This window comes from Curtobacterium sp. MCBA15_007, from assembly GCF_001864905.1.
Lineage (GTDB): Bacteria > Actinomycetota > Actinomycetes > Actinomycetales > Microbacteriaceae > Curtobacterium > Curtobacterium poinsettiae.
Window position 1 is genome coordinate 144,191 of record NZ_MJGM01000056.1, and the last position, 22,860, is coordinate 167,050.

General features: G+C 71.7%; 20 protein-coding genes. 8 read left to right on the plus strand and 12 right to left on the minus strand.

Annotation, left to right across the window (positions count from 1 at the left end):
- Positions 1–34 precede the first annotated feature (34 nt).
- Both BIU95_RS19110 and BIU95_RS14445 read right to left on the minus strand, forming a co-directional pair.
- Positions 35–997: a family 16 glycosylhydrolase gene (locus tag BIU95_RS19110; RefSeq protein WP_254783377.1), complete on the minus strand. Its 963-nt coding sequence runs from the start codon at positions 995–997 to the stop codon at positions 35–37.
- A gap of 282 nt (positions 998–1,279) precedes the next feature.
- Entirely contained in the window at positions 1,280–2,473 is a 1,194-nt protein-coding gene (locus tag BIU95_RS14445; protein WP_042538277.1) for an alpha-hydroxy acid oxidase, read from the minus strand.
- Between the two features lie 226 nt (positions 2,474–2,699).
- On the opposite strand from BIU95_RS14445, the gene BIU95_RS14450 reads away from it, so the two are divergent.
- Positions 2,700–3,626, plus strand: coding sequence for a metallophosphoesterase (locus BIU95_RS14450; RefSeq protein ID WP_056071042.1), 927 nt, complete (start codon positions 2,700–2,702; stop codon positions 3,624–3,626).
- A 198-nt stretch (positions 3,627–3,824) separates the two neighbouring features.
- Positions 3,825–4,886 carry an NADP-dependent oxidoreductase gene (locus BIU95_RS14455; RefSeq protein WP_081612354.1) on the plus strand — a complete coding sequence of 354 codons (1,062 nt, stop codon included), beginning with the start codon at positions 3,825–3,827 and terminating at the stop codon, positions 4,884–4,886.
- Positions 4,887–4,938: 52 nt separating this feature from the next.
- On the opposite strand, the gene BIU95_RS14460 is transcribed toward BIU95_RS14455, so the two are convergent.
- The 3 genes from BIU95_RS14460 to BIU95_RS14470 are packed head-to-tail and all read right to left on the minus strand — an operon-like array spanning position 4,939 to position 7,836.
- Complete coding sequence (locus BIU95_RS14460; RefSeq protein WP_017888447.1) at positions 4,939–5,799, minus strand: ABC transporter permease; 861 nt, start codon at positions 5,797–5,799, stop codon at positions 4,939–4,941.
- A complete protein-coding gene (locus BIU95_RS14465) occupies positions 5,786–6,763 on the minus strand; it encodes an ABC transporter ATP-binding protein (RefSeq protein WP_071251988.1) in 978 nt (325 codons plus the stop codon). The genes BIU95_RS14460 and BIU95_RS14465 overlap by 14 nt, the downstream gene beginning before the upstream one ends.
- Positions 6,760–7,836 (minus strand): sigma-E factor regulatory protein RseB domain-containing protein, encoded by a 1,077-nt coding sequence (locus BIU95_RS14470; protein ID WP_071252047.1) that lies wholly within the window; start codon positions 7,834–7,836, stop codon positions 6,760–6,762. Before BIU95_RS14470 ends, BIU95_RS14465 begins: the two co-directional genes overlap by 4 nt.
- Before the next feature lie 125 nt (positions 7,837–7,961).
- On the opposite strand from BIU95_RS14470, the gene BIU95_RS14475 reads away from it, so the two are divergent.
- A complete protein-coding gene (locus BIU95_RS14475) occupies positions 7,962–9,443 on the plus strand; it encodes an FGGY-family carbohydrate kinase (RefSeq protein WP_071251989.1) in 1,482 nt (493 codons plus the stop codon).
- A gap of 99 nt (positions 9,444–9,542) precedes the next feature.
- Here the strand turns inward: BIU95_RS14475 and BIU95_RS14480 are convergent, their stop codons facing one another.
- From BIU95_RS14480 to BIU95_RS14495, 4 genes are all read right to left on the minus strand, one after another.
- A complete protein-coding gene (locus tag BIU95_RS14480; RefSeq protein WP_017888451.1) occupies positions 9,543–10,025 on the minus strand; it encodes a ribose-5-phosphate isomerase in 483 nt (160 codons plus the stop codon).
- Positions 10,022–11,761, minus strand: a complete 1,740-nt coding sequence (locus BIU95_RS14485) for a dihydroxyacetone kinase family protein (protein ID WP_071251990.1) — start codon at positions 11,759–11,761, stop codon at positions 10,022–10,024. The genes BIU95_RS14480 and BIU95_RS14485 overlap by 4 nt, the downstream gene beginning before the upstream one ends.
- A 73-nt stretch (positions 11,762–11,834) precedes the next feature.
- On the minus strand, positions 11,835–13,151 hold the full coding sequence (locus BIU95_RS14490) for an MFS transporter (RefSeq protein ID WP_042538194.1): 1,317 nt from the start codon (positions 13,149–13,151) through the stop codon (positions 11,835–11,837).
- Between the two features lie 29 nt (positions 13,152–13,180).
- The gene (locus BIU95_RS14495) at positions 13,181–14,335 is read right to left on the minus strand and encodes an erythritol/L-threitol dehydrogenase (protein WP_017888454.1); all 1,155 of its coding nucleotides are present in this window, start codon (positions 14,333–14,335) and stop codon (positions 13,181–13,183) included.
- A 107-nt stretch (positions 14,336–14,442) separates the two neighbouring features.
- Between BIU95_RS14495 and BIU95_RS14500 the strand changes: the two genes are divergently transcribed.
- Both BIU95_RS14500 and BIU95_RS14505 read left to right on the plus strand, forming a co-directional pair.
- A complete protein-coding gene (locus BIU95_RS14500) occupies positions 14,443–15,300 on the plus strand; it encodes a GolD/DthD family dehydrogenase (RefSeq protein WP_071251991.1) in 858 nt (285 codons plus the stop codon).
- Between the two features lie 53 nt (positions 15,301–15,353).
- Positions 15,354–16,325, plus strand: coding sequence for a sugar-binding transcriptional regulator (locus tag BIU95_RS14505; RefSeq protein ID WP_071251992.1), 972 nt, complete (start codon positions 15,354–15,356; stop codon positions 16,323–16,325).
- A 176-nt stretch (positions 16,326–16,501) separates the two neighbouring features.
- Here the strand turns inward: BIU95_RS14505 and BIU95_RS14510 are convergent, their stop codons facing one another.
- The gene (locus BIU95_RS14510; protein ID WP_042538191.1) at positions 16,502–17,026 is read right to left on the minus strand and encodes a DinB family protein; all 525 of its coding nucleotides are present in this window, start codon (positions 17,024–17,026) and stop codon (positions 16,502–16,504) included.
- Positions 17,027–17,218: 192 nt separating this feature from the next.
- Between BIU95_RS14510 and BIU95_RS14515 the strand changes: the two genes are divergently transcribed.
- Complete coding sequence (locus tag BIU95_RS14515) at positions 17,219–18,751, plus strand: MFS transporter (RefSeq protein WP_071251993.1); 1,533 nt, start codon at positions 17,219–17,221, stop codon at positions 18,749–18,751.
- A gap of 226 nt (positions 18,752–18,977) precedes the next feature.
- On the opposite strand, the gene BIU95_RS14520 is transcribed toward BIU95_RS14515, so the two are convergent.
- Positions 18,978–20,006 (minus strand): GTP-binding protein, encoded by a 1,029-nt coding sequence (locus BIU95_RS14520; protein ID WP_017888459.1) that lies wholly within the window; start codon positions 20,004–20,006, stop codon positions 18,978–18,980.
- Positions 20,007–20,051: 45 nt separating this feature from the next.
- Here BIU95_RS14520 and ykgO point away from each other — a divergent pair, with 45 nt between their 5' ends.
- Positions 20,052–20,174 (plus strand): type B 50S ribosomal protein L36, encoded by a 123-nt coding sequence (ykgO, locus tag BIU95_RS14525; RefSeq protein ID WP_017888460.1) that lies wholly within the window; start codon positions 20,052–20,054, stop codon positions 20,172–20,174.
- A gap of 28 nt (positions 20,175–20,202) precedes the next feature.
- The gene (locus tag BIU95_RS14530) at positions 20,203–20,859 is read left to right on the plus strand and encodes a histidine phosphatase family protein (RefSeq protein ID WP_017888461.1); all 657 of its coding nucleotides are present in this window, start codon (positions 20,203–20,205) and stop codon (positions 20,857–20,859) included.
- 92 nt (positions 20,860–20,951) lie between these two features.
- Here the strand turns inward: BIU95_RS14530 and BIU95_RS14535 are convergent, their stop codons facing one another.
- The gene (locus BIU95_RS14535) at positions 20,952–22,691 is read right to left on the minus strand and encodes a glycerol-3-phosphate dehydrogenase/oxidase (RefSeq protein WP_017888462.1); all 1,740 of its coding nucleotides are present in this window, start codon (positions 22,689–22,691) and stop codon (positions 20,952–20,954) included.
- Positions 22,692–22,860: the final 169 nt, after the last annotated feature.

Sequence of the window (22,860 nt, forward strand, 5' to 3'; positions counted from 1 at the left end):
GGCCTCCCGTCCGTCGTGGTGCGGCCTGCGGACGCTACTCGGTCGTCGAGACCCAGTCGATGAGCAGGTTGCCCTGCTCGCCCCAGTTGCCGACCTGGAACATGAAGCGGTGCGGGGTCGTCGGCACGTCCTCCGTGACGGTGTCGAGGACCGTGCCGTCGACGCTGTAGGTCACGGATTCACCGGGCACCCAGTCCACCTTGTACGTGTGCCACTCGCGCCACGAGACACCGGTGCCGACCTGGACCCGGTCGGACTCCTTGCCCGGGGTCATCGAGTGGTGGAACGCCGAGGGGCTGTCCTCGAAGTTGCCCTCGGGGAAGTCGATCTCGCCGTCGGACCACACGTTCGACGTCGGCCACAGCATGAAGGCCGCGCCGTTGCCGTCGCCGCCGGTCGCTTTCGCGCGCACCGAGAACGAGCCGCCGACGTGGTCCCAGGCGCCGTCGGAGGAACCGAAGGTGCCGGCCGCTCCGGCACCGGTGCCGAGGGCGACGTCCATCACGCCGTCGTGGACCGAGACGGTCTTGCTCGGCGCGTAGATGCCCGAGGTGCCGTCGGGGTACGGGTGCCACGACTGCGGGTAGAGCGACTGGACCAGGCCGGTGACGGCGTTCGTGGTGAAGTCCTCGACGAACGGGGCGTCGGGCGCGAGTGCGGACAGGTCTGCGGGGGAGGCGTCGGCGTCCGGGGCAGCGTCCACTCCGGGTTCCGCGTCGGGCGCGGGCGCGGACGCGGGTTCGGGTTCGACGACGGGCGCGGTGTCCTCGACCGGCGCGGAGTCCTGCGTGGGCTCCGCCTCCGGGGTCCACTCGTCGGTGGGGGCCGTGGGCTCCGTCTCGTCCGGGACCGGTGTCGGGGTAGGGTCCACCGGGGCGTGGTGCCGGTGGCGCTCCCCGTCCCAGCCCCACCAGGTGCGGGCGGAAGCGGCGGTCGGGACGCCGAGGACCAGGGCGCCGGCGGTCGCGGCCGCCAGGATCGCGCGGTGGCGGATCATCGGGTGCGCCCGTCGGTGGGTGCAGAGGCGGTCGTGGACCGGGGAGTGGACGGGTGTCGTGGGGTCGTGCCGCGCGGCGGCGTGCACGTGCTTCGGGTCGAGATGTCGGGCTCCTCGTGGATGCTCGGGCGCAGGATGCGGGGAGGGACGGACGCAGCAGCCGGCCGGGTGCCGAGGGTTTCGTTGACGCGTCCACGCACATCTTGCATCATCTGTGACCCGTTCGGGGGGTGTCACGGAAATCGACCGACGAACATCCGGTGGCCGCAGTCGAACGCGCGATCAGGCCCGGGGGATCGGCTGCAGGCGCTGCAGCTGCGTCACGTGTCCCGGCTCGAGCTCGTCGAGCGAGGCCACCCCGAGCAGCCGCATGGTCCGCTCGATCTGCTCGGACAGGATCTGGATCATCCGGTCCACCCCGGCCTCGCCGCCGGCCATCAGCCCGTACAGGTAGGCACGGCCGACCATCGTGAACGTCGCGCCGAGGGCCACGGCGGCGACGATGTCGGCGCCGGACATGATGCCCGTGTCGAGGTGCACCTCGGTGTCGTTGCCGACCTCCTTGACCACGGAGGGCAGCAGGTGGAACGGCACCGGTGCCCGGTCGAGCTGCCGACCGCCGTGGTTCGACAGCGTGATCCCGTCGACCCCCAGGTCGGCGAGGCGCTTCGCGTCCGCCAGGGACTGCACGCCCTTGACGACGACCTTGCCCTGCCACTGGTCGCGGATCCAGGCGAGGTCCTCGTAGGTGACCGTCGGGTCGAACATGTGGTCGAGCAGCTCCCCGACGGTGCCGGACCAGCGGTCGAGCGACGCGAACGCCAGCGGCTCGGTGGTCAGGAAGTCGAACCACCACCACGGCCGCGGGATGGCGTTCACCACGGTCCGAGCGCTCAACTGCGGCGGGATCGAGAACCCGTTCCGCTTGTCCCGCAGCCGCGCACCCGCGACGGGGACGTCCACGGTGACCAGGAGCGTGTCGAACCCGGCCTGCTGGGCCCGGGAGACCAGCGCCATCGACTTCTCGCGGTCCTTCCACATGTACAGCTGGAACCAGTTGCGGCCGTGCGGGTTGGCGTCGCGGACGTCCTCGATCGCGGTGGTGCCCATCGTGGACAGCGAGAACGGGATGCCCGCTCGCCCGGCCGCCCGGGCGCCGGCCCGCTCGCCCTCGGTCTGCATCATCCGCGTGAAGCCCGTCGGCGCGATGCCGAACGGGTACGACACCGGCGCCCCGAGCACCTGACGCGAGGTGTCCACCTTCGACACGTCCCGCAGGATCGCCGGGGTGAACTCGATGTCCTCGAACGCCTGCCGCGCACGGGCGAGCGAGATCTCCGCCTCGGCCGCGCCCTCGGTGTAGTCGAACGCGGCCTTCGGGGTACGGCGGGCGGCGATGTCCCGCAGGTCCCAGATCGTCAAGGCCTGTTCGAGGCGCTGACGCCGACCCGGCAGCGACGGCTTCTTGAACTGCATGAGCGGCGCGAGGTCCCGCACCGTCGGCAGCTGCCGCTTGACCCGCGTGCGAGCGGCGGACGCAGGTCCGGTCGCGGGTGCCGGTGCCCCGGTGGCGGGGTCGATCCGGTGCTGGTCGTCCGTCGAGGTCATGCAGACATCCTACGTCTCCGGATCGATCGAGGGCAGAGACGATCTGCCGTGGCCGCCGCACCGGACTGACGGGGGCCGTGGCTACCGTGGACGCATGCAGCCGCCAGCAGCCGGGACCCTCCGCATCCTCCACCTCTCCGACACCCACCTGACCGGCGACGGGGCCCTGCACCAGGGCGCGGTCGACACCACGGTCGCGCTCGAACGGCTGCTCGCCCACGTCGACGACGTCCCCGGCATCGGGCTGGTGGTGGTCTCCGGCGACGTCTCCGAGGACGGCAGTCCCGAGTCCTACGCCACCGTGCGGGACCGCGTCGGCGGCTGGGCGCAACGGCACGGTGCAGCCCTCGTCGCGGTGCCCGGCAACCACGACCTGCGCGAGGGCTTCCGTCAGGTCCTGACCAACGGGCACGTCCTGGGCGAGGGCGGCGCGGCGCTCGTGCACACCATGGAGTACCTGCCGCCGACGGTCCCGGTCTCCGGGCAGTCGGTCGTGGCCGGTTGCCGGATCGTGACCGTCGACACGAGCGTGCCGGGTGCCGGGTACGGCGAGCTCAGCGACACGGCGCTCGAGCACCTGCGCACGGCCCTCGCCGACGCGGACGGCGCAACCGACGCCCCGCACGGCACCGTCGTCGTGCTGCACCACCCACCGCTGCCCGCCCCGACCGAGCTGCACGAGGCACTCCGCCTGCAGAACCCCGAGGCGCTCGCCGACGTCATCCGCGGTTCCGACGTCCGCGTCGTCCTCGGCGGCCACTACCACCACCACTTCGCCGGGTCGCTCGCCGGCGTCCCGGTCCTCGTCGCCCCCGGCGTCGCGAACGACACCGACGTCGTCGGCCCCTACGACGAAGAGTCCGCCGTCGTCGACAGCGGCGCACTCGTCGTCGACGTCGCCGCGGACGGCTCGGTCTGGTCCACACCGGTCCGCGTGCCGCGCGGCGCCGCCGACCCGCAGGCCTTCCACCTCGACGCCGAGACGGTCCGGTCCGTCATCGCGGCCGCCGGCAAGCACTGATCCGAGCGCCAGCAGGCGTCGTGCCCGGCCGTTGCGTGCGGTGCACGCGCGTCAGGACGGACGGGAGGCTCGTGGCGGGGCCGCCACGGGCCTCCCGTCCGTCGTCTGGTCGCGTCCACAGCCGCGGTACCCCGCGTCTTCGGGTTGCATGCGGGAACACCGAGTAGCACGGACGCACACCTGAGCGAAGGAGCACCCATGCGAGTCGGCAGTGCAGTGCAGTACGACCGGTACGGAGACTTCGACGTCGTCGAGCTCGTCCCCCAGGAGAAGCCCACGGCAGGTCCGGGCGAGATCGTCGTCGAGATCGTGGCCGCGGGCCTGAACCACATCGAGCGGTTCCTGCGCGAGGGGAAGCTCCGCGACCACGTCGACCTCGAGTTCCCCGCACACCAGGGCGTCGACTTCGCCGGCATCGTCCGCGCGCGTGGCGACGGCGTGAAGGACCTGCGCATCGGCGACGAGGTGATGGGGCACGCGCCGACCGGCGGCGCCCACGCCACCTGGATCGCGGTGCCGCGCGGCGCCGTCATCAAGAAGCCGGAGCACGTCGGGTGGGAGGTCGCCGGCGGCCTGTACCTGGCGGGCTGCACGGCGGTGTCGATCGTCCGGTCGCTGCGGCTCGGACCGCAGGACACCGTCGTCATCTCGGCCGCGGCGGGTGGTGTCGGGCACATCGAGTGCCAGTTGGCGCACGACGCCGGCGCGACCGTGATCGCCCTGGGCAGCCCGCGCAACCACGACTACCTGCGACAGATCGGGACGCTGCCCGTCGCGTACGGCGAGGGCGAGGAGGACCGCATCCGCGACATCGCCGACGGACGGCCCATCACCGCGTTCATCGACAACCACGGCGAGAGCAACGCCGAGCTGCTGGCCGAGCGCCTCGGCGTCGGGCAGGAGCGGTTCGTGTCGTCCGAGGAACGCCGGGACATCGAGGTCCGGTTCCTCCGCGCGCCCGCCGAGGACGAGGAGACCCGCGAGCTGCTGACCCTGCTGGCGAAGGCCGTGCAGGACCGTCGCGTGCAGGTCCTGATCTCGGGCTTCTACCCGTTCGAGTACATCGTCGAGGCGTACGAGGACCTGGCCGAGATGAAGTCCCGCGGCAAGGTCGTCATCGGGATGCAGACCGTGGAGACCGGGGCGCGGCTCGACTGGTACCGCTCCGAGAAGGCGCGTGACCTGCGCGACCGGTACGCCGACGCGCGGGGGACCGACACGGAGACGATGGCCGGCGGATCGGCCTCGCCCGCGAGCTGAGCGAGCTGAGCGTTGCCGGGGCCCGGCACCTTCGTGCCGGGCCCCGTCCGCGTCAGCTCAGGATGTCCTTCGAGGCGAACCGGCTGTAGGCCAGCGCTCCGAACACCACGACGTACCCGAGCTGCAGCACCGCGTTCGATCCGAACGAGTCGAACGAGATCGGGTCGCGCAGCAGGTCGCCGAAGCCGAGCCACTGGTGCGAGAACAGGTACGGGTGCAGCCAGTCGAGCTGGGGGAGCTGGTCGAGCACCTGCGACGCCCCGGCGAGCACGACCGTCGCCGCCATCGCCCCGACCGGCACGTTCGTCAGGGTCGAGGCGAACATGCCGATCGCCACGAGCCCGAGCATCGACATCGCGACGTACAGCGCGAGCAGCAGGGCCCGGCCGGCGTACGACCAGCCGTCGACCTGCGTGCCGGACAGCAGCGTGACCGGCCCGATCGGGAACAGCACGGCACCGATCGCGGCGCCGACCAGCACGACGAGCAGCGTGGCGGCCAGGCAGAACGCGACGGCGCCGACGAACTTCACCAGGACGAACCGCACCCGGCCGGTCGGTGCGACGAGCAGGTAGCGGATCGTGCCGTGGCTGGCCTCGCCCGCGACGGTGTCCCCGGCCACCACACCCACGGTGAGCGGCAGGAACAGCGGAATCGACACGGTCAGCGCGGTGAACGCCACGAACAGCCCGTTGTTGGTGATGTCGCCGAGGAACGCCGGCCCGCCGTCGTCGCCGTCGGTGGTCAGCCGCACGGCGACCGCGATCAGGATCGGCACGAGTGCCAGCGCCCCGAGCATCGCCCAGGTGCGGCGTCGCCGGAACACCAGCGCGAGCTCCGAACCGAGCAGTGCGAACGTGCGCTGCCGACGGCGCACGGGCACCTCGCGCACGGCCACGTCAGGCTGCGACATCGAATCCCTCTCCGGTGAGTGCGACGAACAGGTCCTCGAGGGTGCCACCGCCGACGTCCAGGCCACGGACCCGGACGTCGGCGCGCACGAGTTCGGCGGTGATGGTCTCGGGCAGCAGCTCGTTCGGCAGGTCGGCCACGAGCACGTCGGCCCCGCCGTCGTGCCGAGGAGTCAGCCCGAGCCGCGTGAGGACGGTGCCGGCCTGGCCGACGTCGGGCGTCCGCACGGTCACGGTCCGGGCGCCGGCTGCGCGCAGCTCGTCGAGGGGGCCCTGCGCGACGATCTTGCCCGTCCGCATGACGGCCGCGTGCGTGCAGACCTGTTCGATCTCGGCCAGCAGGTGGCTCGACACGAACACCGTCGTGCCGTCGTCGGCCAGGGACCGGATCAGGTTGCGGACCTCGCGCGTGCCCTGCGGGTCGAGGCCGTTGGTCGGCTCGTCGAGCACCAGCAGGTCACGCGGGGACAGCAGGGCGTTCGCCAGGCCGAGCCGCTGCTTCATACCGAGGGAGTACGCGTGCGCCTTCTTGTCGGCGGCGTGGGTCAGCCCGACGCGGTCGAGGGCACGGGCGACGCGGGTCTTGCGCGTTCGCGGGTCGGACGTGGGGTCGGCCGCGTCGAAGCGCTGCAGGTTCGCCCGACCAGACAGGTACGGGTAGAAGGCCGGCCCCTCGACGAGCGCGCCGACGCGGGGCAGGACATCGTGCAGCGCCTTCGGCATCGGTTCACCGAGCAGTTCGATGGTGCCGCCGCTCGCGCTCGACAGACCGAGCAGCATCCGGATGGTGGTGGTCTTGCCGGAACCGTTCGGCCCGAGGAACCCGAAGACCGCGCCGCGCGGCACCGCCAGGTCGATGCCGTCGACCGCGCGCTGCTTGCGGAACACCTTCTGGAGGCCCGTGGTGCGGATCGCCAGGTCGGGCGCCGGCCCGGCCGTGCTCACCTGGTGGTCGGCCGTGCTCACTTCGCGGCGTCGACCAGGGAGGCCACCGGCACGGCGCCCGCGAAGACGCGGCCGTCGTCGGTCAGGTAGACCGACACGAGCGACGTCTGCACCGCGCGGCCGCCGTCGACGGGCTTCGTCAGCTGGTCGAGCAGGCCCGAGGCGTCTCCGTCGAGCCCGGACTGGTCGGCGGTGCCCGTGGGGAGCTCGGCGATGGTGCCCCAGCCCGTGCCCGTGAAGGTCGGCTCGTCACCGCTCGGGGTGCCACGGCGGTCGCCGTGCTCGCCCTTCGTGTGGGTGCCGGCGTCGGACAGGTCCTTCTCCGTCACCTTCGCGTTCGACGGCGGGGTGAAGTCGAAGAGCCGGGCTGCCGGGGCGCCGTAGTCGAGGCTGGTGAACCCGACCTGCACCGCGGGCTCGTCCGCGCCGGCGGCCTGGACGCTTGCACGGAGCGGGAGCCCGGTCTGCTGGTCGACGGCCAACCGGACGGCTCCGACGAGGGTGTCGGACGACTTCGGGGTCAGGGTGATCTGCCAGGCGTCGTGGCCGGCGACGCTGACCTGGGTCGGCTTCGACACGGTGGTGGTCGGGGTGATGGCGTCGATGGCCTGCTCCGCGATGTCGGCCGGGGCCGTCGTGCCGTCCTGCGGGTCCTTCGCGGTGTCGCTCGGCAGCGTCACGTGCGTGGCGGTGCGCTCCTTCGAGTCCCAGGTCCAGACGTCGGAGCCGTTCCGGACGACGTCCTGCTCGGCGAGCTGCTGCGTCAGCTGGACGCGCTGCTTGTCGGGGCCGTCGACGTAGACACGGGCGGTGTGCGACGCGGTGAGGAGTCCGAGCACGTCGGAGGCGTCGCCTTCCACCGAGGAGCCGCCGGACCCGGTGGGCAGTTCGGGGAGCCCGAGCGCGCTCGTCTGCGAGAGCTTGCCCGAGTACTGGGCGTCCGACGACTTCGCGATGCTGGCGATGACGGCCGCCGCAGTGGGGTTCGTCCCCGCGATCGGGTCGTTCGCGGCGTTCGCGATCATCGGCGCGGCCACGGCGCCGGCGACGACGACCGGTGCGATGACGGCTGGCAGCCAGGCTGACTTCTTCATCGGGTTCCCCTCGTGGAGCATTCGAGTCGTGGGTACCGTACGTCCGGCCCCCGACAGGCAGCTGGGCGTCGCTCGTAGACTCGTGGGGCGACCGGCGGCGGTCGTGTGGCGGCGAAGGAGGCGGCATGCGCGCGGTGCTCGGTCTGGACATCGGGACGTCGAGCACGAAGGCCTTGCTGGCCCGGTTCGACGGCACCGTGCTCGCCGAGGTGAGCCGTCGCCACGAGGTCGACCGGCCCGAGCAGGGCCTGGTCGAGATGGACTCCGACGTCTGGTGGGAGGAGTTCACGTCGCTCACCCGCTCCCTGCTCGACCGTGTGCCCGACGTCGAGGTGCAGGCGGTCGGCGTGAGCGGCATCGGACCGTGCGCGCTGCTGACCGACGTCGACGGTTCGCCGCTCGGTCCGGCGATCCTGTACGGCATCGACACCCGGACGGCGACGCTGCTCGACGACGTCACGGCGGAGCTCGGCGGCGAGGGGGCGATCCGCGCCCGCTGCGGGTCCGCCCTGAGCACGCAGGCCGCCGGCGTGAAGCTCGCCTGGCTCGCGCGGCACGAACCCGACGTCTGGGCGCGGGCCGTACGGTTCACGATGCCGTCGTCCCGCGTGGTCGAACGGCTGACGGGGGAGTACGTCCTCGACCACCACTCGGCCAGTCAGACGACACCCCTCTACGACGTGCACGCGAACGCCTGGATCCCGGAGTGGTGCGACCGACTGGCACCCGGTCTCGCGATGCCGCGCCTGCTGTGGTCCGGCGACCAGGCGGGCGTCGTGACGCCCGAGGCGGCCGCGGCCACGGGCCTCCAGGCCGGCATCCCCGTGACGGCCGGGACCATCGACGCCTGGGCCGAGGGCGTGAGCGTCGGCGAGTCCGTGCCGGGCCGGATGTTCCTGCAGTACGGCACCACGATGTTCATGATCGTGCCGACCGCCGAACCCACGTCGGTGCCGGGCATGTGGACGACCGTCGGCACGCACCCGGGGCAGCCGAGCGTGTCCGGTGGGATGGCGACCTCCGGGGCGATCACGGACTGGCTGCGACGGCTGGTCGACGGCGAGTGGTCGACCATGCTCGAGGAAGCGCGGTGCTCCGGCATCGGGGCGAACGGGCTGCTGATGCTGCCGTACTTCGCGGGGGAACGGACGCCGATCGCCGACCCGGACGCTCGCGGCGTGCTCGCGGGGTTGACAGTCCGGCACACGCGCGGCGACATCTACCGGGCGACGCTCGAGGCGACGGCGTACGCGGTGCGGCACCACCTCGAGGCCCTCGGCGACGCGGGGGTCGAGGTCCGCGAACTCGTCGGGGCTGGCGGCGGGCTGCTCGGACGGCTGTGGCCCACGATCGTGTCGGACGTCACCGGGCTGCGGCAGACGGTGCCGAGCGTGACGATCGGTGCGTGCTTCGGCTCGGCGTTCCTGGCGGCCGAACTCGTCGCGGGGCCGGGCGACACCGTGGACATCGGTGCGTGGAACCCGCCGGCGACGGTGATCGAGCCGGACCCCGAGGCGACGGCGGCGTACGAGGCGGGGTACCGCGACTACCGCGACCTGTACGAGGCGACGAAGGCGGTCGTGCACCGCTTGGCCGCGCGGGGCTGAGCGGCGGCGGCGCCGCTCCGCGGAACACCGGTGTTCGCGTGCCGAACACCCGAATGGGCGTGTTCAGTGCGCGAACACCGGTGTCGTGCGGAACCCTGCCTACGCCTGCGCGTCGACCCCGGCGGGAGCGCTGCCGTCGTACTCGCAGATCGCCTGCACCTTCGAAGCGCTGGCACTGGAACGGTCGAACTCGTAGCCGAGCCACTCCTTCGCCAGCCGACGGGCGAGCTCGACGCCGACGACGCGCTGCCCCATGCAGAGCACCTGGGCGTCGTTCGACAGGATCGAGCGCTCCACGCTGTACGAATCGTGCGCGGTGACGGCACGGATGCCCGGCACCTTGTTGGCGCTGATCGCCACACCGAGGCCGGTGCCGCAGATCAGGATCGCCCGGTCGGCCTCGCCGTTCGCCACCAGGCGCGCAGCGTCCACGGCGACGTGGGGGTAGGCGGTGTGGCCGTCCGCGTCGACGCCGACGTCGGTGACGTCCGACACCCGGTCGTCGGCGAGCAGGTCGGCCTTGATGATCTCCTTGTAGTCGAACCCGGCGTCGTCGGACCCGATCACGAGACGGTACGTCATGCGTGTGTTCCTTCCTTGTCAGCACGGGCGGCGAGGACCTCGCCGATCCGCGTGAGGATCATCCCCATCGAGGTGGCACCCGCGTCGGGTGTCCCCAGGCTCTTCTCGGCCAGCGGCCTGGCCCGTCCGACCTTCGGCGTGAGGTCGGCGGTCTTGTCGGCCTCGTCCCGAGCGACTTCCGCTGCAGCTTGCCACGCTCCGGCGAGTGGCTGACCAGCTTCGACCGAGGAACGCAACTGCTCCACGAACGGCAGCAGTGCGTCGAGCAGTGTCTTGTCACCGCGCGACGCCCCGCCCAGGTGGACGATCGAGTCGGCGAAGGCCTGTGCCGCGTCGACGACGTCGGCTGCCTGGTACGACTCGCGGTCGTCGCCGAGGGAGCGGCCGAACGCCTCGAGTGCGGCGCCCCACAGGACACCGGAGGTGCCGCCCGCGAACGCGGCCCACGCATCACCGGCGCGTCCGAGGACGAAGGCGACCCCGGCCTCCGGGCCGAGCCCGTCGACCGCCTTGCGCGCCGCACCGATCCCCTTGACCATGCCGCGGCCGTGGTCGCCGTCCCCGGCGACCGCGTCGATGCGGCCGAGCGTCTCCTCGTGCTCGCGCAGGAGCGCGTCCATCGCCTCGACGGCGGCTCGCGCCGTCTGCGCGGCCTGCCGGGAGGCATCGGTCGCCTCCGGCACGACCGTCGCCTCGTCCTCGGCGGCGTCCACCGCATCGGCCGGCACGAGCGCCGCGACCGGTGCCGCCACCTTGCGGTACGCGGGCGTGTAGGCGTCGGCGCGCCAGAGCCGTTCGAGTTCGTCGTCGAGCCACTGCAGCGTCAGCGAGCAGCCGCCCATGTCGAGGCTCGTGACGAGTTCGCCGACCTCGGGTTCGACGACCTCGAGCCCGGCGTCCTGCAGCAGCGGCAGCACCCGGCCCCAGAGCAGGAAGAGCTCCTCGTACTTGGTGTCACCGAGCCCGTTGAGGATCGGGGCGACCCGGGTGCCGGCCGTCGCGGGGCGGTCGGCGAGCAGTCGTTCGGCGAGCAGCGACGCCAGGTCCGTCGCACGGAGCAGCGGGACGTCCTGGATGCCCGGCTCGCCGTGGATGCCGAGCCCCAGGCCGAGGTGGCCGTCGGGGACGGTGAACAGCGGTTCGGTCGCACCGGGCATGGTGCAGCCGGAGAACGCGACGCCGATGGTGCGGGTGGCGGCGTTCGACGCCCGGCCGATCCGTTCGACCTCGTCGAGGTCGGCGCCCTCGGCAGCGGCGGCGCCCATCGCCTTGAAGACGGAGAAGTCACCGGCGATGCCGCGGCGCTTCGTCTCGTCGTCGGCACTGGCGATGTCGTCGGTGACCACGACGATGCGGGTGTCGATGCCCTCGGCACGCAGCCGCTCGGCCGCGAGCCCGAAGTTCATGGTGTCACCGGCGTAGTTGCCGAACGACAGCACGACACCGCGGCCCTGGTCGGCGGCCTTGGCGACCGAGTAGACCTGCGCGGTCGACGGCGAGGTGAAGACGTTGCCGACGACGGCGCCGGTGGCGAAGCCCGGGCCGACGACGCCGCAGAACGCGGGGTAGTGGCCGGAGCCACCCCCGACGACGACGGCGACCTGCGGTGCGGCCCCCTCGGTGGGCAGGGTCACGACGCCGCCGTGGACGCCGCGGACCCGGTCGGCGTAGAGCGCGAGCCAGCCGCTCAGTTGGTCTTCGGCGAACTCGTCCGGGTCGTCGTGGATCGTGGTCATGGTGCGGGTCCTCCGGAGGTGGTGGTGGGGTGGTGCACCGGGCGACGACGGGACGACCGTCGTCGCCCGGGTCTCAGTGTCCTCGGTCGCCCTGCGGGACCTTGAGGAAGTGGATCATCACGAACGCGCAGGCGTACAGGCCGACGAACGTCCACGTGGCGGCCTGGCCACCGCCGCCCAGGGCGAAGACCGCGGCGACGACACCGGTGCCGAGGAACGCGGCACCGCCGGCGGCCGTGGTGTACATCGCCATGGCGGCGCCCTTGTGCTCGGGGGCCAGCGCCGGCATGATCGCGCCCATCGGCACGAACCCGGCGAGCAGGCAGCCGAACACGCAGCCGGCGACGACGGAGAGCACGTAGCCCCAGTCTGAACCGGCGGGGACGAGCTGCGGCACGTACCACCAGGCGATGAGCCCGAGGGCGGAGCCGACGATGCCGAACCACTTGACGGTGCGCTGCCAGCCGATCTTGTCGCCGACCCAGCCGAACAGGGCGTTGACCAGGATGTTCGTGGCGTAGACGCAGACCGTCATGAGCAGCCAGCGGCTCTGGCCCCAGCCGCGCTCGTTCGCGATCACGGCGGGCAGGACGACGAACATGCCGAACTCGGGTGCGGTGTTGATGAGTCGGACGAGGAAGCCCATCAGGATCTTCGGTCGCGTGACCGTCAGGCGGATGCCGCTCGTCAGCACCTGCCAGGCGCTCTCACCGGCGGGGGCGATGCGCGTGAACCCGTTCGGCAGCCGGACGCCGAACAGCATGATGAGGAACCCGATCACGACGAGGGCGATCGAGGCGACCATCGCCCCGGTCTCGCCGACGGTCCCGCCGCCGAACACCGGGATCGCACCGATCGCGAACAGCGAGCCGAGGGTCGGCAGACCACCCGTGAAGGCGACGTAGAACCAGCCGACCGCGGAGCCGTTCCGTTCGACCGGGGTGGTGATGTTCACCCAGACCAGGAACGCGAAGGCGAACAGCGGGTACCCGAAGCCGCGCAACGCGTACGTGACGGCGGCGAACGGGACGCTGCCGGCGCCGAGTGCCAGCAGGAACAGGACCTCGAACACGACCCAGACGGCGAAGCCGAGGATCATCACCCGGCGTGGCCCGACCAGGTCGGACAGGGCACCCGAGACGTAGCTGCCGATCAGTGCGGCCAGGCTGTAGAACGTGACGATCGTCGCCACGGTGGCCTCGGGGCTGCCGAGCACCGCCACCATGTGCGGCGTGATGAAGTTCGACTCGACGCCGTTCCCGGTCATGAAGACCAGGACGGCGACGAACCCGAGGGCGAGCGGACGGGGGATGCCCATCCGGTCCAGGCGGCCCTCGGCGCGGGGGGTGGTCGTGCGGGCGCCGGTGGCGCGTGATGTCGTCGCTGACATGCTCGTTCTCTCCCTGCTGGTGGAGTCGGTCAGGCCTGCGGCGCGGCCGTGGTGGGGGCGGTCAGGGACGGGATGATCGACACCTTGACGCTGGCACCGGCGGAGTCGCCGACCAGGTCGAGCGCCTCCTGGAACTGCTCGAGCGGGAACTGGTGCGTGCAGATCTCCGACATCGGCAGGGTCTCGGCCTCGAGCAGCTTGATCGCCGCCGGCCAGGTGTGCGGGCCGAGGTGGGCGCCGCGGACGTCGAGCTCCTTGTCGTCGGAGATGATCGACCAGTCCACGGACACGTCGTCCTTGAACACCGAGTACTCGACGAAGGTCCCGAGCTTGCGGAGCAGGTTCAGTCCCTGCGGCACCGCGGACGGGTGCCCGGTCGCCTCGATGTAGACGTCGGCCCCGTAGCCGTCGGTGAGCTCCTTGACCCGGGCGACCGCGTCCTCCTGGGCGATGTTGATCGTCAGGTCGGCACCGACCTTGCGGGCCAGCTCGAGCTTCGCCTCGACCACGTCGAGCGCGATGATCCGGAGCGGGTTCTTCTGCCGCGCACCGGCGATGGCGGAGAGGCCGATCGGGCCGGCGCCGGCGATCACCACGGTGTCGCCGAACTTGATGTCACCGCGCTCGACGGCGTGGAAGGCGCACGACAGCGGCTCGGAGAACGCGGCGACCTGGCCGGGCAGGGCCTTCGACACCGGGTGGGTCAGTGCCTTGGCGGGCACGAGGACGTACTCGGCCATCGCGCCGTCGTAGCCCTTGAAGCCGAACATGTCGTGCACGTTGCACATCCAGTACGCGCCCTCGAGGCAGTAGCGGCACTCCCAGCACGGCACGATCTGCTCGCAGGCGATCCGGTCGCCGAGGTCGACGCCGCGCTTGGCCAGGGCGGCGTCGTCGCCGGCGACGATCGTGCCGACGAACTCGTGCCCGGGGATGCGGTCGCGCTCGGCCCAGGCCGCACGGTTCTCGTCGCCCCAGAACTTCGCGGCGCCGTGGTAGCACTTCAGGTCGCTCGCACAGATGCCGACGGCGTCGGTGCGGAGCAGGAGTTCCCCGGGGCCGGGCGTCGGCACCGGACGCTCCTCGAGCCGGTAGTCACCGGGGCCGTGGACGACGACGGCGCGCATCGTCGTGGGGATCGTGGTGGGGGCGGTCGTGGCCGCGTTCTCGGTCGTCGTCGACATGAGCTGTTCCTCCGTTGGGTGGCTTCGGCGATGACTGTACACCTTCGAGAACGTTTGTCCAGAACACAATTTCTGGTACGTTCGGCACCGAACGCAAGGGAGCGAACATGACGACGGACTTCGCCGCGGCCCTCCGACCGGGCCCCGACACGATCGACCTGACCAACGACTTCAGCGGCCGCACGGCGGTGGTCACCGGCGGGGCGTCCGGCATCGGCAACGCGATCGCCCGGGCCCTGGCGGCCCGGGGCGCCCGCGTCGCCATCGTCGACGTCCGGGCCGACGGTGCCACGTCGGCCGCGGCCGACCTGCCCACGTCCGCCGTGCCGTCGACGGCCGCACCGGACACCGCCGCCGACGGGGCGGACGCGGCCACGAGCCTCCACGCCGGGTTCGCCTGCGACGTGACCGACGCCGACTCGGTGACCCGCACCGTGGCGGACGTCGTCCGGCACTTCGGCGGCGTCGACGTGCTGGTGAACTGCGCCGGCATCGCCGCCCTCGCCGCGGCCGAAGACCTGGCAGCCGACACCTGGGCGAAGACCATCGACGTCAACCTGACCGGCACGTTCCGCGTGGCGCAGGCCGTCGGCCGGCACATGCTCGACGCCGGGTACGGGCGGATCGTGAACATCGCGTCGCAGGCGGCCCACGTCGGCATCGACGGGCACGCCGCCTACTGCGCGTCGAAGGCCGGCGTCATCGGCCTGACGACGGTGCTCGCGCTCGAGTGGGGCGGACGCGGCGTCACCGTGAACACCGTGTCGCCGACCGTCGTCCTGACCGACCTCGGCCGTGCTGCCTGGGCGAACGAGAACGGCATCCGGCACCAGGACGAGATCCCCACCGGCCGCTTCGCGACGCCCGACGAGATCGCCGCGGCCGTGCTGTTCCTGGCGGGGGAGTCGAGCGCGATGGTGAACGGCGCGGACCTCCGTGTGGACGGCGGGTTCACGATCCGCTGAGCCGTGCTCGGACTACGATCGCGGTGTCCGATCGAGTCGAAGGGTCCCGCTCCATGTCGTCCGAGAGCACTGCCGGCCCCGGCCCCGACTCGTCGCGGACCCGGTTCCCGCTGGACACCGTCTACCAGGCGGCGCGGATGTACTACCTCGAGGACGCCACCCAGGTCGAGATCGCCTCGCGCCTCGGGGTCTCGCGCCCGACCGTCTCGCGGCTCGTGGCCGAGGCCCGCAAGGCCGGACTCGTCCGCATCGAGGTCGTCGACCCGTTCCAGGACGAGACCGTGGCGCTCGCCGAACGCCTGCAGGTCGTGCTCGGGCTCCGCGCCGTGCACCTCGCCGCGGTCACCCACGCCGCGACGCTCGGCGCCGACCTGGCCGCACCGCTGGCCGCCGCGGTCGAGGGCATGGGACTCGTCCCCGGCGACGCCGTCCTGATGTCGTCCGGTCGCACCGTGTACGACGTCGCACGATCGGGCATGCCGACCATGCCCGGCGTCCAGCTCGTCCCGACCGTGGGTGGGCAGGCCGACCCGATGCCGTGGTTCCAGACGAACGAGATCACCCGGACGGCCGCGGAGCGCTCCGGCGCGATCCCGGCGTTCCTGTTCGCCCAGGCGCTGCCGTCCCCGGCGATGCGGTCCACCCTCGACGAGGACCCGGCGTTCCAGCACGTCGTCGGACTCTGGAGCCGGGCGAAGGGCGCGATCCTCGGCATCGGTGCGCCGACCCACACCCGCGACGCGCTGGCCCGGGGCATCCCGGTCGAGGACGCCGCGTTCGACCGGGCCGCCGGTGACGTCTGCCTGAACTTCTACGCGGCCGACGGCTCGGCGATCGAGTTCCCCGGCAGCGACCGGATGGTGCGGACCTCGCGCGAGGTCCTGTCGACCGTGCCGCACGCCGTCGGGGTGGCCGTGGGCAGCGCCAAGGTCACGAGCATCGTCGCCGCGGTGCGGGGCGGGCTGGTCAACGAGCTGGTCACGGACGCCGCGACGGCGCGTGCGGTGCTCGACGCACTCGCCTGAGCGACCGTTCCTTCCCATCACGCGCGCGCTGGATGGTGCTTCCGGGCATCCCTGGTCCTTTGTTCGTGGCAGGTACGCCCGGTTCCGGCAGGTACGCCCGGTTCCGGGGGCGACCGCCTGCGGCCGGGAGGCGCGGGGCGGGGCCGCACCGCGCCTCCCGACCGGTGGTCCCACGTCTAGCGCGTGCCGCGCACGTCCCACAGGTGGTGCACCGGGTCGTGCGCGTAGTAGGTGGCGAGCGTCGCGACGGTGAAGGCGCTGCCGTCGGACCGGAGCCCGGTGCGCTCGAGCACCTCGTCGGGGACGGCGGCGAAGGCCCGGGCCGCGCGGTCCGCCGACTCCCGCAGCTGCCGGGCGACGACCGCGGGGTCCTGCTCGCCGTAGCGGTCCTCGACGGCGGTGGCGTCCTGGTCCCAGTTCGCGAAGGCGGGGGCGTCCTCGGTGAGCATCAGGTCCAGGCGTTCGGCCATCTTCCGGTGCACGTCCCGCACGTGGGCGCCGTACTCGAGCGGTGACCACGTGTGGTCGTCCGGGCGGTCCCGGACCTCGTCGCGTCCGAGGACCTCGGGCCACCCTGCGGTGTTGTCGTCGATGATGCCCGGCACGTCGCGGATCGTCACGGCGCTGCCGTCGTAGCCGCACTCGGGGCACGCGGTCTCGATGACCCACGTCCAGCTCTTCGTCTCGGGTTCGATCGCCACGGGCCCGATGTTACGGCGTCGTTACACAGTTCCGTCCTTCCGCGCGCTGGTGCGGATCGGGCGTGACCCCCGTCCGGGTGACACGCCGGTTCCTGAGAATCCCCGGCCAATGACATTTCGGTTGCTCGGTAACGTCGCTCGCTGTTCTGGGCCGGTACCCGACGGCCCACCGATCTTCTCGAGGAGCAAGGCATGGGTTCCGACCCCAGCAGTACCAACACCCGACCACACCGACGGCTGCGTGAGAGCGACGTCACCGTGGTCGACAAGAGCATGATGCGACGAGCCGTCAGCGGCATGGTCGTCGGCAACACCATGGAGTGGTACGACGTCGGCGTGTACGGCTACCTGGCCGTCACGATGGGGAAGGTCTTCCTGCCGACGGCCGAACCCTCGGTGCAGATCCTGTTCAGCCTCGGTGTCTTCGCGGCGACGTACATCGCACGCCCCCTGGGCGGCATCGTGTTCGGACGCCTGGGCGACAAGATCGGCCGCCAGAAGGTGCTCGCGACGACGCTGATCATGATGGCGGCGTCGACGTTCCTGATCGGTGCGCTGCCCGCGTACGCCACCATCGGCGTCTTCGGTCCGATCCTGCTCGTCGTGCTGAAGCTCGCGCAGGGCTTCTCGACCGGTGGCGAGTACGCCGGGGCCACGACCTTCGTCACCGAGTACGCCCCGGACCGCCGTCGCGGCTTCTTCGCGAGCATCCTGGACTTCGGTAGCTACCTGGGCTTCGCGCTCGGTGCAACCGTCGTGTCGGTGCTGCAGATCACCCTGGGCGAGGAGGCGATGACCGCCTACGGCTGGCGTTTCCCGTTCCTGGCGGCCGGTGTGATCGGTGTCGTGGCCATCTACTTCCGTCTGCGCATCGAGGAGTCGCCGGTGTTCCAGGCGACCCAGGCCGCGCAGGAGGCCGCGAGCGAGTCCCGTGCGTCCTTCGACGGTGAGCGTCCGGCGAACGTCGTCGCGATGGTCCGCCAGCACTGGCGCCCGATCGTCATCGCGATCATGCTCGTCGCCGCGTCGAACACCGTGGGCTACGCCCTGACCTCGTACATGCCGACGTACCTGACCGACTCGCTCGGCTACTCCGCCATCGACGGCACCCTGCTGACGATCCCGGTGCTCCTGCTGCTCGCGGTGATGCTCCCGCTGACCGGCAAGCTCTCCGACCGCCTCGGCCGTCGCGTCGTGATGTGGATCGGTGCGGCCACCACGGTCGTGCTCGTCGTGCCGGCCTTCATGCTGATCGGGCACGGGGCGCAGTGGTCGACGCTCGCCGGCCTCGGGCTGCTCGCGCTGATGACCGCGCTGTGGGTGTCGAACCAGGCCGCGTCGCTGCCGGCGCTGTTCCCGACGTCGACGCGGTACGGCGGCATGGGCTTCGCCTACAACATCGCGATCGCGGTGTTCGGCGGGACCACGCCCCTGATCGTGCAGGCGCTGCTCACGGCGACGGGTGACGAGCTCGCCCCGGCGTACTTCCTGATGGCGATGAGCGTCGTCGGCGCGATCGGTGTCTTCTGCATGAAGGAGTCCTCGCAGCGCCCGCTGCCCGGCTCGATGCCGGCCGTGGAGACCGAGGACGAGGCGAAGGAGCTCGTGCTCACGCAGGACACGAACCCGCACCTGGACCTCGGCGACCTGCCGTTCGCCGCGCAGGACGCCGCGGCTGCCGCTGCGCGCGAGGCTGCTGCGCGTGAGGCGTCACCGGCGCGTTGACGCTGCGGCTCTCGACGTGACCACGGACGGGAGGCGCGGTGCGGGTCCGACCCGCACCGCGCCTCCCGTCCGTGCGTGCGTGCGTGCGCTGCGACGATGCACGCGACGATCGACTCGTGCTCTGTCGCAACCTGCGCACGCAGCGGGTGTGTGCGCATGAGACGACGATGCACGCGACGATCGACTCGTGCTCTGTCGCGGGACGTGTGCGCACCCACGCGCGCCCTCACTCGTGCCGGTGCTCTGACGCCGGGTCCACCGCGGGCCACTCCGGGAACGGGTCCGCCCAGCTGCGCCACACGTCCGGCCCGGCGAGCAGCTCCGACGGCGTGAGCAGCGCCCCGTCGAGGGCCCGCTCGATCGCCCGGACGTCGAGCTGCTCGCCGACGAACCACAGCGCCTGCCCGATCGGGGCATCGGCGTCCCACGACGGGTTCGCGGTGGGGTCGAGCGCGAGCATCGACCCGAAGCTCGACCACGAGCCGACGTGGTCCGGCCGCGATGCCAGGCGGAAGAACCCCCGCGACCGCAGCACGCGACCGTTCACCCCGGCGGACAGGTCCTCGGCGATGACGGACGACAGTCGCCCGGGGTGGAACGGCAGCGGCTCCCGGTAGCGCATCGAGACCAGGGCGTCGCGGGCGTCGCGCCCGGTGTCCGCGCCGCTCGACAGTGCGCGCATCCAGCCGGCGCCGGTGGCGAGCACCCGTGCCGCGCCGCCGTTCGAGGCCGGCAGGTCGGCGGCGCTCCGGATCGCGGGCAGGGCGACGATCACGGCCTGGGGCGCCATCCGGTGCAGCAGGGACACGAGCGCCCGACGCCGACGGCCGGACAGCGGTTCGATGCGGTCGAGGGCGATCACCGTCGCGTACTCGACGAGTGCCGCCATCCGGTCCGCGGCCACGAAGGCGTCGTCGACGTCCGACCAGAGCAGGTGTGCGACGTCGTCGGCCCGCAGCACCCCGACGACGTGCCGGAGCACCCGGTCGTCGCCGGTCTCGGACCGTGCCGCGTTGGCGAGCAGCATGCCGACGGCGCGGGCATCGGCCCCCGGGTGCAGGGTGACGACGAGCCCGTGGTCGGCCTCGGGCCCGCAGAGCCGGTCGAGCTGGTCGGCGCGGTCCGCCACGGCACGGGCGGTGGCGAAGGCGCTCCCGGCGACGTGCATCCGGTGCCCGTCGGAGATCCGGGCGGCGACGCGGTCGGCGTCGACCTGGTGCAGGGCGGTGACGAGGGTGATGGCAGCAGCACGCATGTGGGCTACTGTAACTGAAAACCGTTATCAACAAGGAGGCTCGTCGTGAAGGTCCGCAACTCCCTCAAGGCGCTCAAGAAGATCCCCGGCTCCCAGGTCGTCCGGCGCCGCGGCCGCGTCTACGTCATCAACAAGAAGAACCCCCGCTGGAACACCCGGCAGGGCTGACGTCAGCGGCGGTCCGTAGGGTGGCGGCATGCGACTGCTGCTCATCCGCCACGGCCAGACCCCCGCGAACGTGCACGGCATCCTCGATGCCGTGGTGCCCGGACCAGGACTGACCGAGCTCGGGCAGCAGCAGGCCGACGCCCTGCCCGCAGCGCTCGCCGACCGTGGGATCGAGCGGTTGTTCGTGTCGTCGATGGTCCGCACGCAGGTCACGGCGGCACCCCTGGCGGCCTCGCTCGGCCTCGAGCCCGTGGTGCTGCCGGGCCTCCGCGAGATCGAGGCGGGCGACACCCAGGGCAAGAGCGACACGGTTTCCGTGCAGACCTACATCTCCACCGTGCACGGCTGGTCCGGCGGTGACCGGACGACTCGGATGCCCGGCGCCGAGAGCGGCGTCGAGTTCTTCGAGCGCTACGACGATGCCGTCCGCCAGATCGAGGCCACCGGGGTGGCGGTGGCCGCCGCCGTCAGTCACGGTGCCGCGATCCGCACGTGGGCGAGCGCAGCTGCGCAGAACACCCCCGACCACTTCGGCACAAAGCGCCACCTGGAGAACACCGGCATCGTCGAACTCGAGGGCTCGTTCGCCGACGGCTGGCGCCTGGTCGACTGGGAAGGCGAGCCCGTCGGCGGCGACCAGCTCATCGACCGCACGGCGCTCGACCCCACCGGCGAGCGTTTCTGACGCGACCAGCGGGCCGCCAACGCGACCCCGAACGGACGGGAGGCCCGGTACCAGCTGGTACCGGGCCTCCCGTCCGTCCGTCGGGGCGTCGACTACGCGAGCTGCGACGTCGGCGCCGAAGCGGACGTCAGCGGCACGATCACGCCGTGCGACTCGCGCAGGACGTCGAGCGTGCGCTGGACCTCGTCCGCGCGCTCCTCGGTCGTCCAGCCGAGCGCACCGGCGAGCACGTCGGCCAGCTCGTCGAGCAGGTCGATCGTGACCCCACCGACGAACGCCAGGTTCGTGCGGCGCAGGACGACGTCCACCAGGTGGACGGCCTGCTCGTGGCGGGCGAAGTAGGCGACCTCGGCGCGGGTGAGCGACGGGTCGGACTCGAGCGGCTCCACCGGGCCGTCGGTCAGGACGTCCACGACCTCGGCGGCACGGGTGCCGTAGCGCTCGAGCAGCCCCTCGACCAGTGACTCGTCCAGCCCGTCGCGGTGCGACTTGATCCACAGGGCGCGCTGGGCGTCGGTGGTCGGGAACTCCTTGCCACCGCCGATCGGCATGCCGGTGGTGTCGACCTTGCGGCTCATGCCGAGCTTGGTCGTCGCCTCGGTGGACAGGTGTGCAGCGAGGGCACGGAACGTCGTCCACTTGCCGCCGACGAGCGACAGCACGGTCGACTTCGGCAGGCCGGCGATCTGGGTGTCCACGATCCGGTAGTCACGCGACACGAAGCCGGGGGCGGTGTCCTCGTGGCGGGGGAGCGGGCGGATGCCGGAGTAGCTGTAGACGATGTGGTCGCGGGTGACCTCGATCTGCGGGAACACGTGCTTGACGAGCCCGAAGAAGTAGTCGATCTCCTCGTCGGTCGTCGTGACCGGCTTCGCGGGGTCGGCGTCGATGTCGGTCGTGCCGATGAGCACCCGGCCCTTGAGCGGGTAGATGAGGACGATGCGGCCGTCGTCGTTCTCGAAGAACAGCTCGCGGCCCTTGGTGGCTTCGAGCAGCTCGTCGTTGTGGACGACGATGTGCGAGCCCTTCGTGCCGCCCATGAACTTCGTCTCGCCGCCGAACGCCTCGTTCGTCAGGTCGGTCCAGGGGCCGGAGGCGTTGATCACGACGTCGGCCGTGAAGACGAACTCGTCGCCGGTCTCGCGGTCGCGCAGCAGGACGCCGCCGTCGCGGGTGCCGGCTGCCTCGACGTAGTTGACGGCGCGTGCCTTGTCGGCTCCCGCGGCCAGGCCGTCCTTGAGGACGTCGAGGGCCAGGCGCTCGGGCTCGTGCACGCTCGCGTCGTAGTAGGTGCCCGTGTACTTCAGGTCCTTGTTGAGGGCCGGCATGTCCTCGAGCGCCGCCTTCTTGGTGCGGAAGACGTGCTTCGGGACGGAGCCGCCGTCGCGCGAGAAGGAGTCGTAGATCGTCATGCCGATCTTGATGAGCATCGCGCCGCGCTCCTTGGTGGAGCGCTGCTTGTGCGTCAGCATGCGCAGCGGGGCGTTCATGATGCCGGAGAACGTCGAGAAGATCGGCATGGTCGTCTGCAGCGGCTTGACGTAGTGCGGGGCGATGCGGATCAGGCCGTTGCGCTCCTGCACGCTCTCGCGCACCAGGCGGAACTCGCCGTTCTCGAGGTAGCGGATGCCGCCGTGGATCATGTGGCTCGAGGCCGCGGAGGCGCCGGAGGCGTAGTCGCCACGCTCGACCAGGGCGACGTCGACGCCCTGGAGTGCGAGGTCACGGAACGTCGCGATGCCGTTGATGCCGCCGCCGACGACGAGGACCTGCGCGTTCGGGCGCTCGGTGAGGGCGGTCACCGTGTTCCGGGGCTGTGTCTTCTTCGACATGGTTCGTCGCTTCCTTCGTCTGTTCGTGGGGTCAGGATCGATCGTGCGCTCGTTCGACAGGGCGGGCAACTCGCGTGCACGAACGTGCAGCACACGTGTCGTCCAGGCCCGACGCGGCGGTCTGGAGGCGCGGCCGGGGTTGCAGAGGCCCTGCACGTCCGTGCATGGT

What these genes read in the sequence shown, in the direction of transcription:
- BIU95_RS19110 (WP_254783377.1), bottom strand. Translation starts at nt 997, where the DNA reads ATGATCCGCCACCGCGCGATCCTGGCGGCCGCGACCGCCGGCGCCCTG.
- BIU95_RS14515 (WP_071251993.1), top strand. Translation starts at nt 17,219, where the DNA reads ATGGGTTCCGACCCCAGCAGTACCAACACCCGACCACACCGACGGCTG.
- BIU95_RS14445 (WP_042538277.1), bottom strand. Translation starts at nt 2,473, where the DNA reads ATGCAGTTCAAGAAGCCGTCGCTGCCGGGTCGGCGTCAGCGCCTCGAA.
- BIU95_RS14485 (WP_071251990.1), bottom strand. Translation starts at nt 11,761, where the DNA reads ATGACCACGATCCACGACGACCCGGACGAGTTCGCCGAAGACCAACTG.
- BIU95_RS14455 (WP_081612354.1), top strand. Translation starts at nt 3,825, where the DNA reads ATGCGAGTCGGCAGTGCAGTGCAGTACGACCGGTACGGAGACTTCGAC.
- BIU95_RS14460 (WP_017888447.1), bottom strand. Translation starts at nt 5,799, where the DNA reads ATGTCGCAGCCTGACGTGGCCGTGCGCGAGGTGCCCGTGCGCCGTCGG.
- BIU95_RS14520 (WP_017888459.1), bottom strand. Translation starts at nt 20,006, where the DNA reads ATGCGTGCTGCTGCCATCACCCTCGTCACCGCCCTGCACCAGGTCGAC.
- BIU95_RS14530 (WP_017888461.1), top strand. Translation starts at nt 20,203, where the DNA reads ATGCGACTGCTGCTCATCCGCCACGGCCAGACCCCCGCGAACGTGCAC.
- BIU95_RS14500 (WP_071251991.1), top strand. Translation starts at nt 14,443, where the DNA reads ATGACGACGGACTTCGCCGCGGCCCTCCGACCGGGCCCCGACACGATC.
- BIU95_RS14450 (WP_056071042.1), top strand. Translation starts at nt 2,700, where the DNA reads ATGCAGCCGCCAGCAGCCGGGACCCTCCGCATCCTCCACCTCTCCGAC.
- BIU95_RS14480 (WP_017888451.1), bottom strand. Translation starts at nt 10,025, where the DNA reads ATGACGTACCGTCTCGTGATCGGGTCCGACGACGCCGGGTTCGACTAC.
- BIU95_RS14470 (WP_071252047.1), bottom strand. Translation starts at nt 7,836, where the DNA reads ATGAAGAAGTCAGCCTGGCTGCCAGCCGTCATCGCACCGGTCGTCGTC.
- BIU95_RS14490 (WP_042538194.1), bottom strand. Translation starts at nt 13,151, where the DNA reads ATGTCAGCGACGACATCACGCGCCACCGGCGCCCGCACGACCACCCCC.
- BIU95_RS14535 (WP_017888462.1), bottom strand. Translation starts at nt 22,691, where the DNA reads ATGTCGAAGAAGACACAGCCCCGGAACACGGTGACCGCCCTCACCGAG.
- BIU95_RS14505 (WP_071251992.1), top strand. Translation starts at nt 15,354, where the DNA reads ATGTCGTCCGAGAGCACTGCCGGCCCCGGCCCCGACTCGTCGCGGACC.
- BIU95_RS14475 (WP_071251989.1), top strand. Translation starts at nt 7,962, where the DNA reads ATGCGCGCGGTGCTCGGTCTGGACATCGGGACGTCGAGCACGAAGGCC.
- BIU95_RS14495 (WP_017888454.1), bottom strand. Translation starts at nt 14,335, where the DNA reads ATGTCGACGACGACCGAGAACGCGGCCACGACCGCCCCCACCACGATC.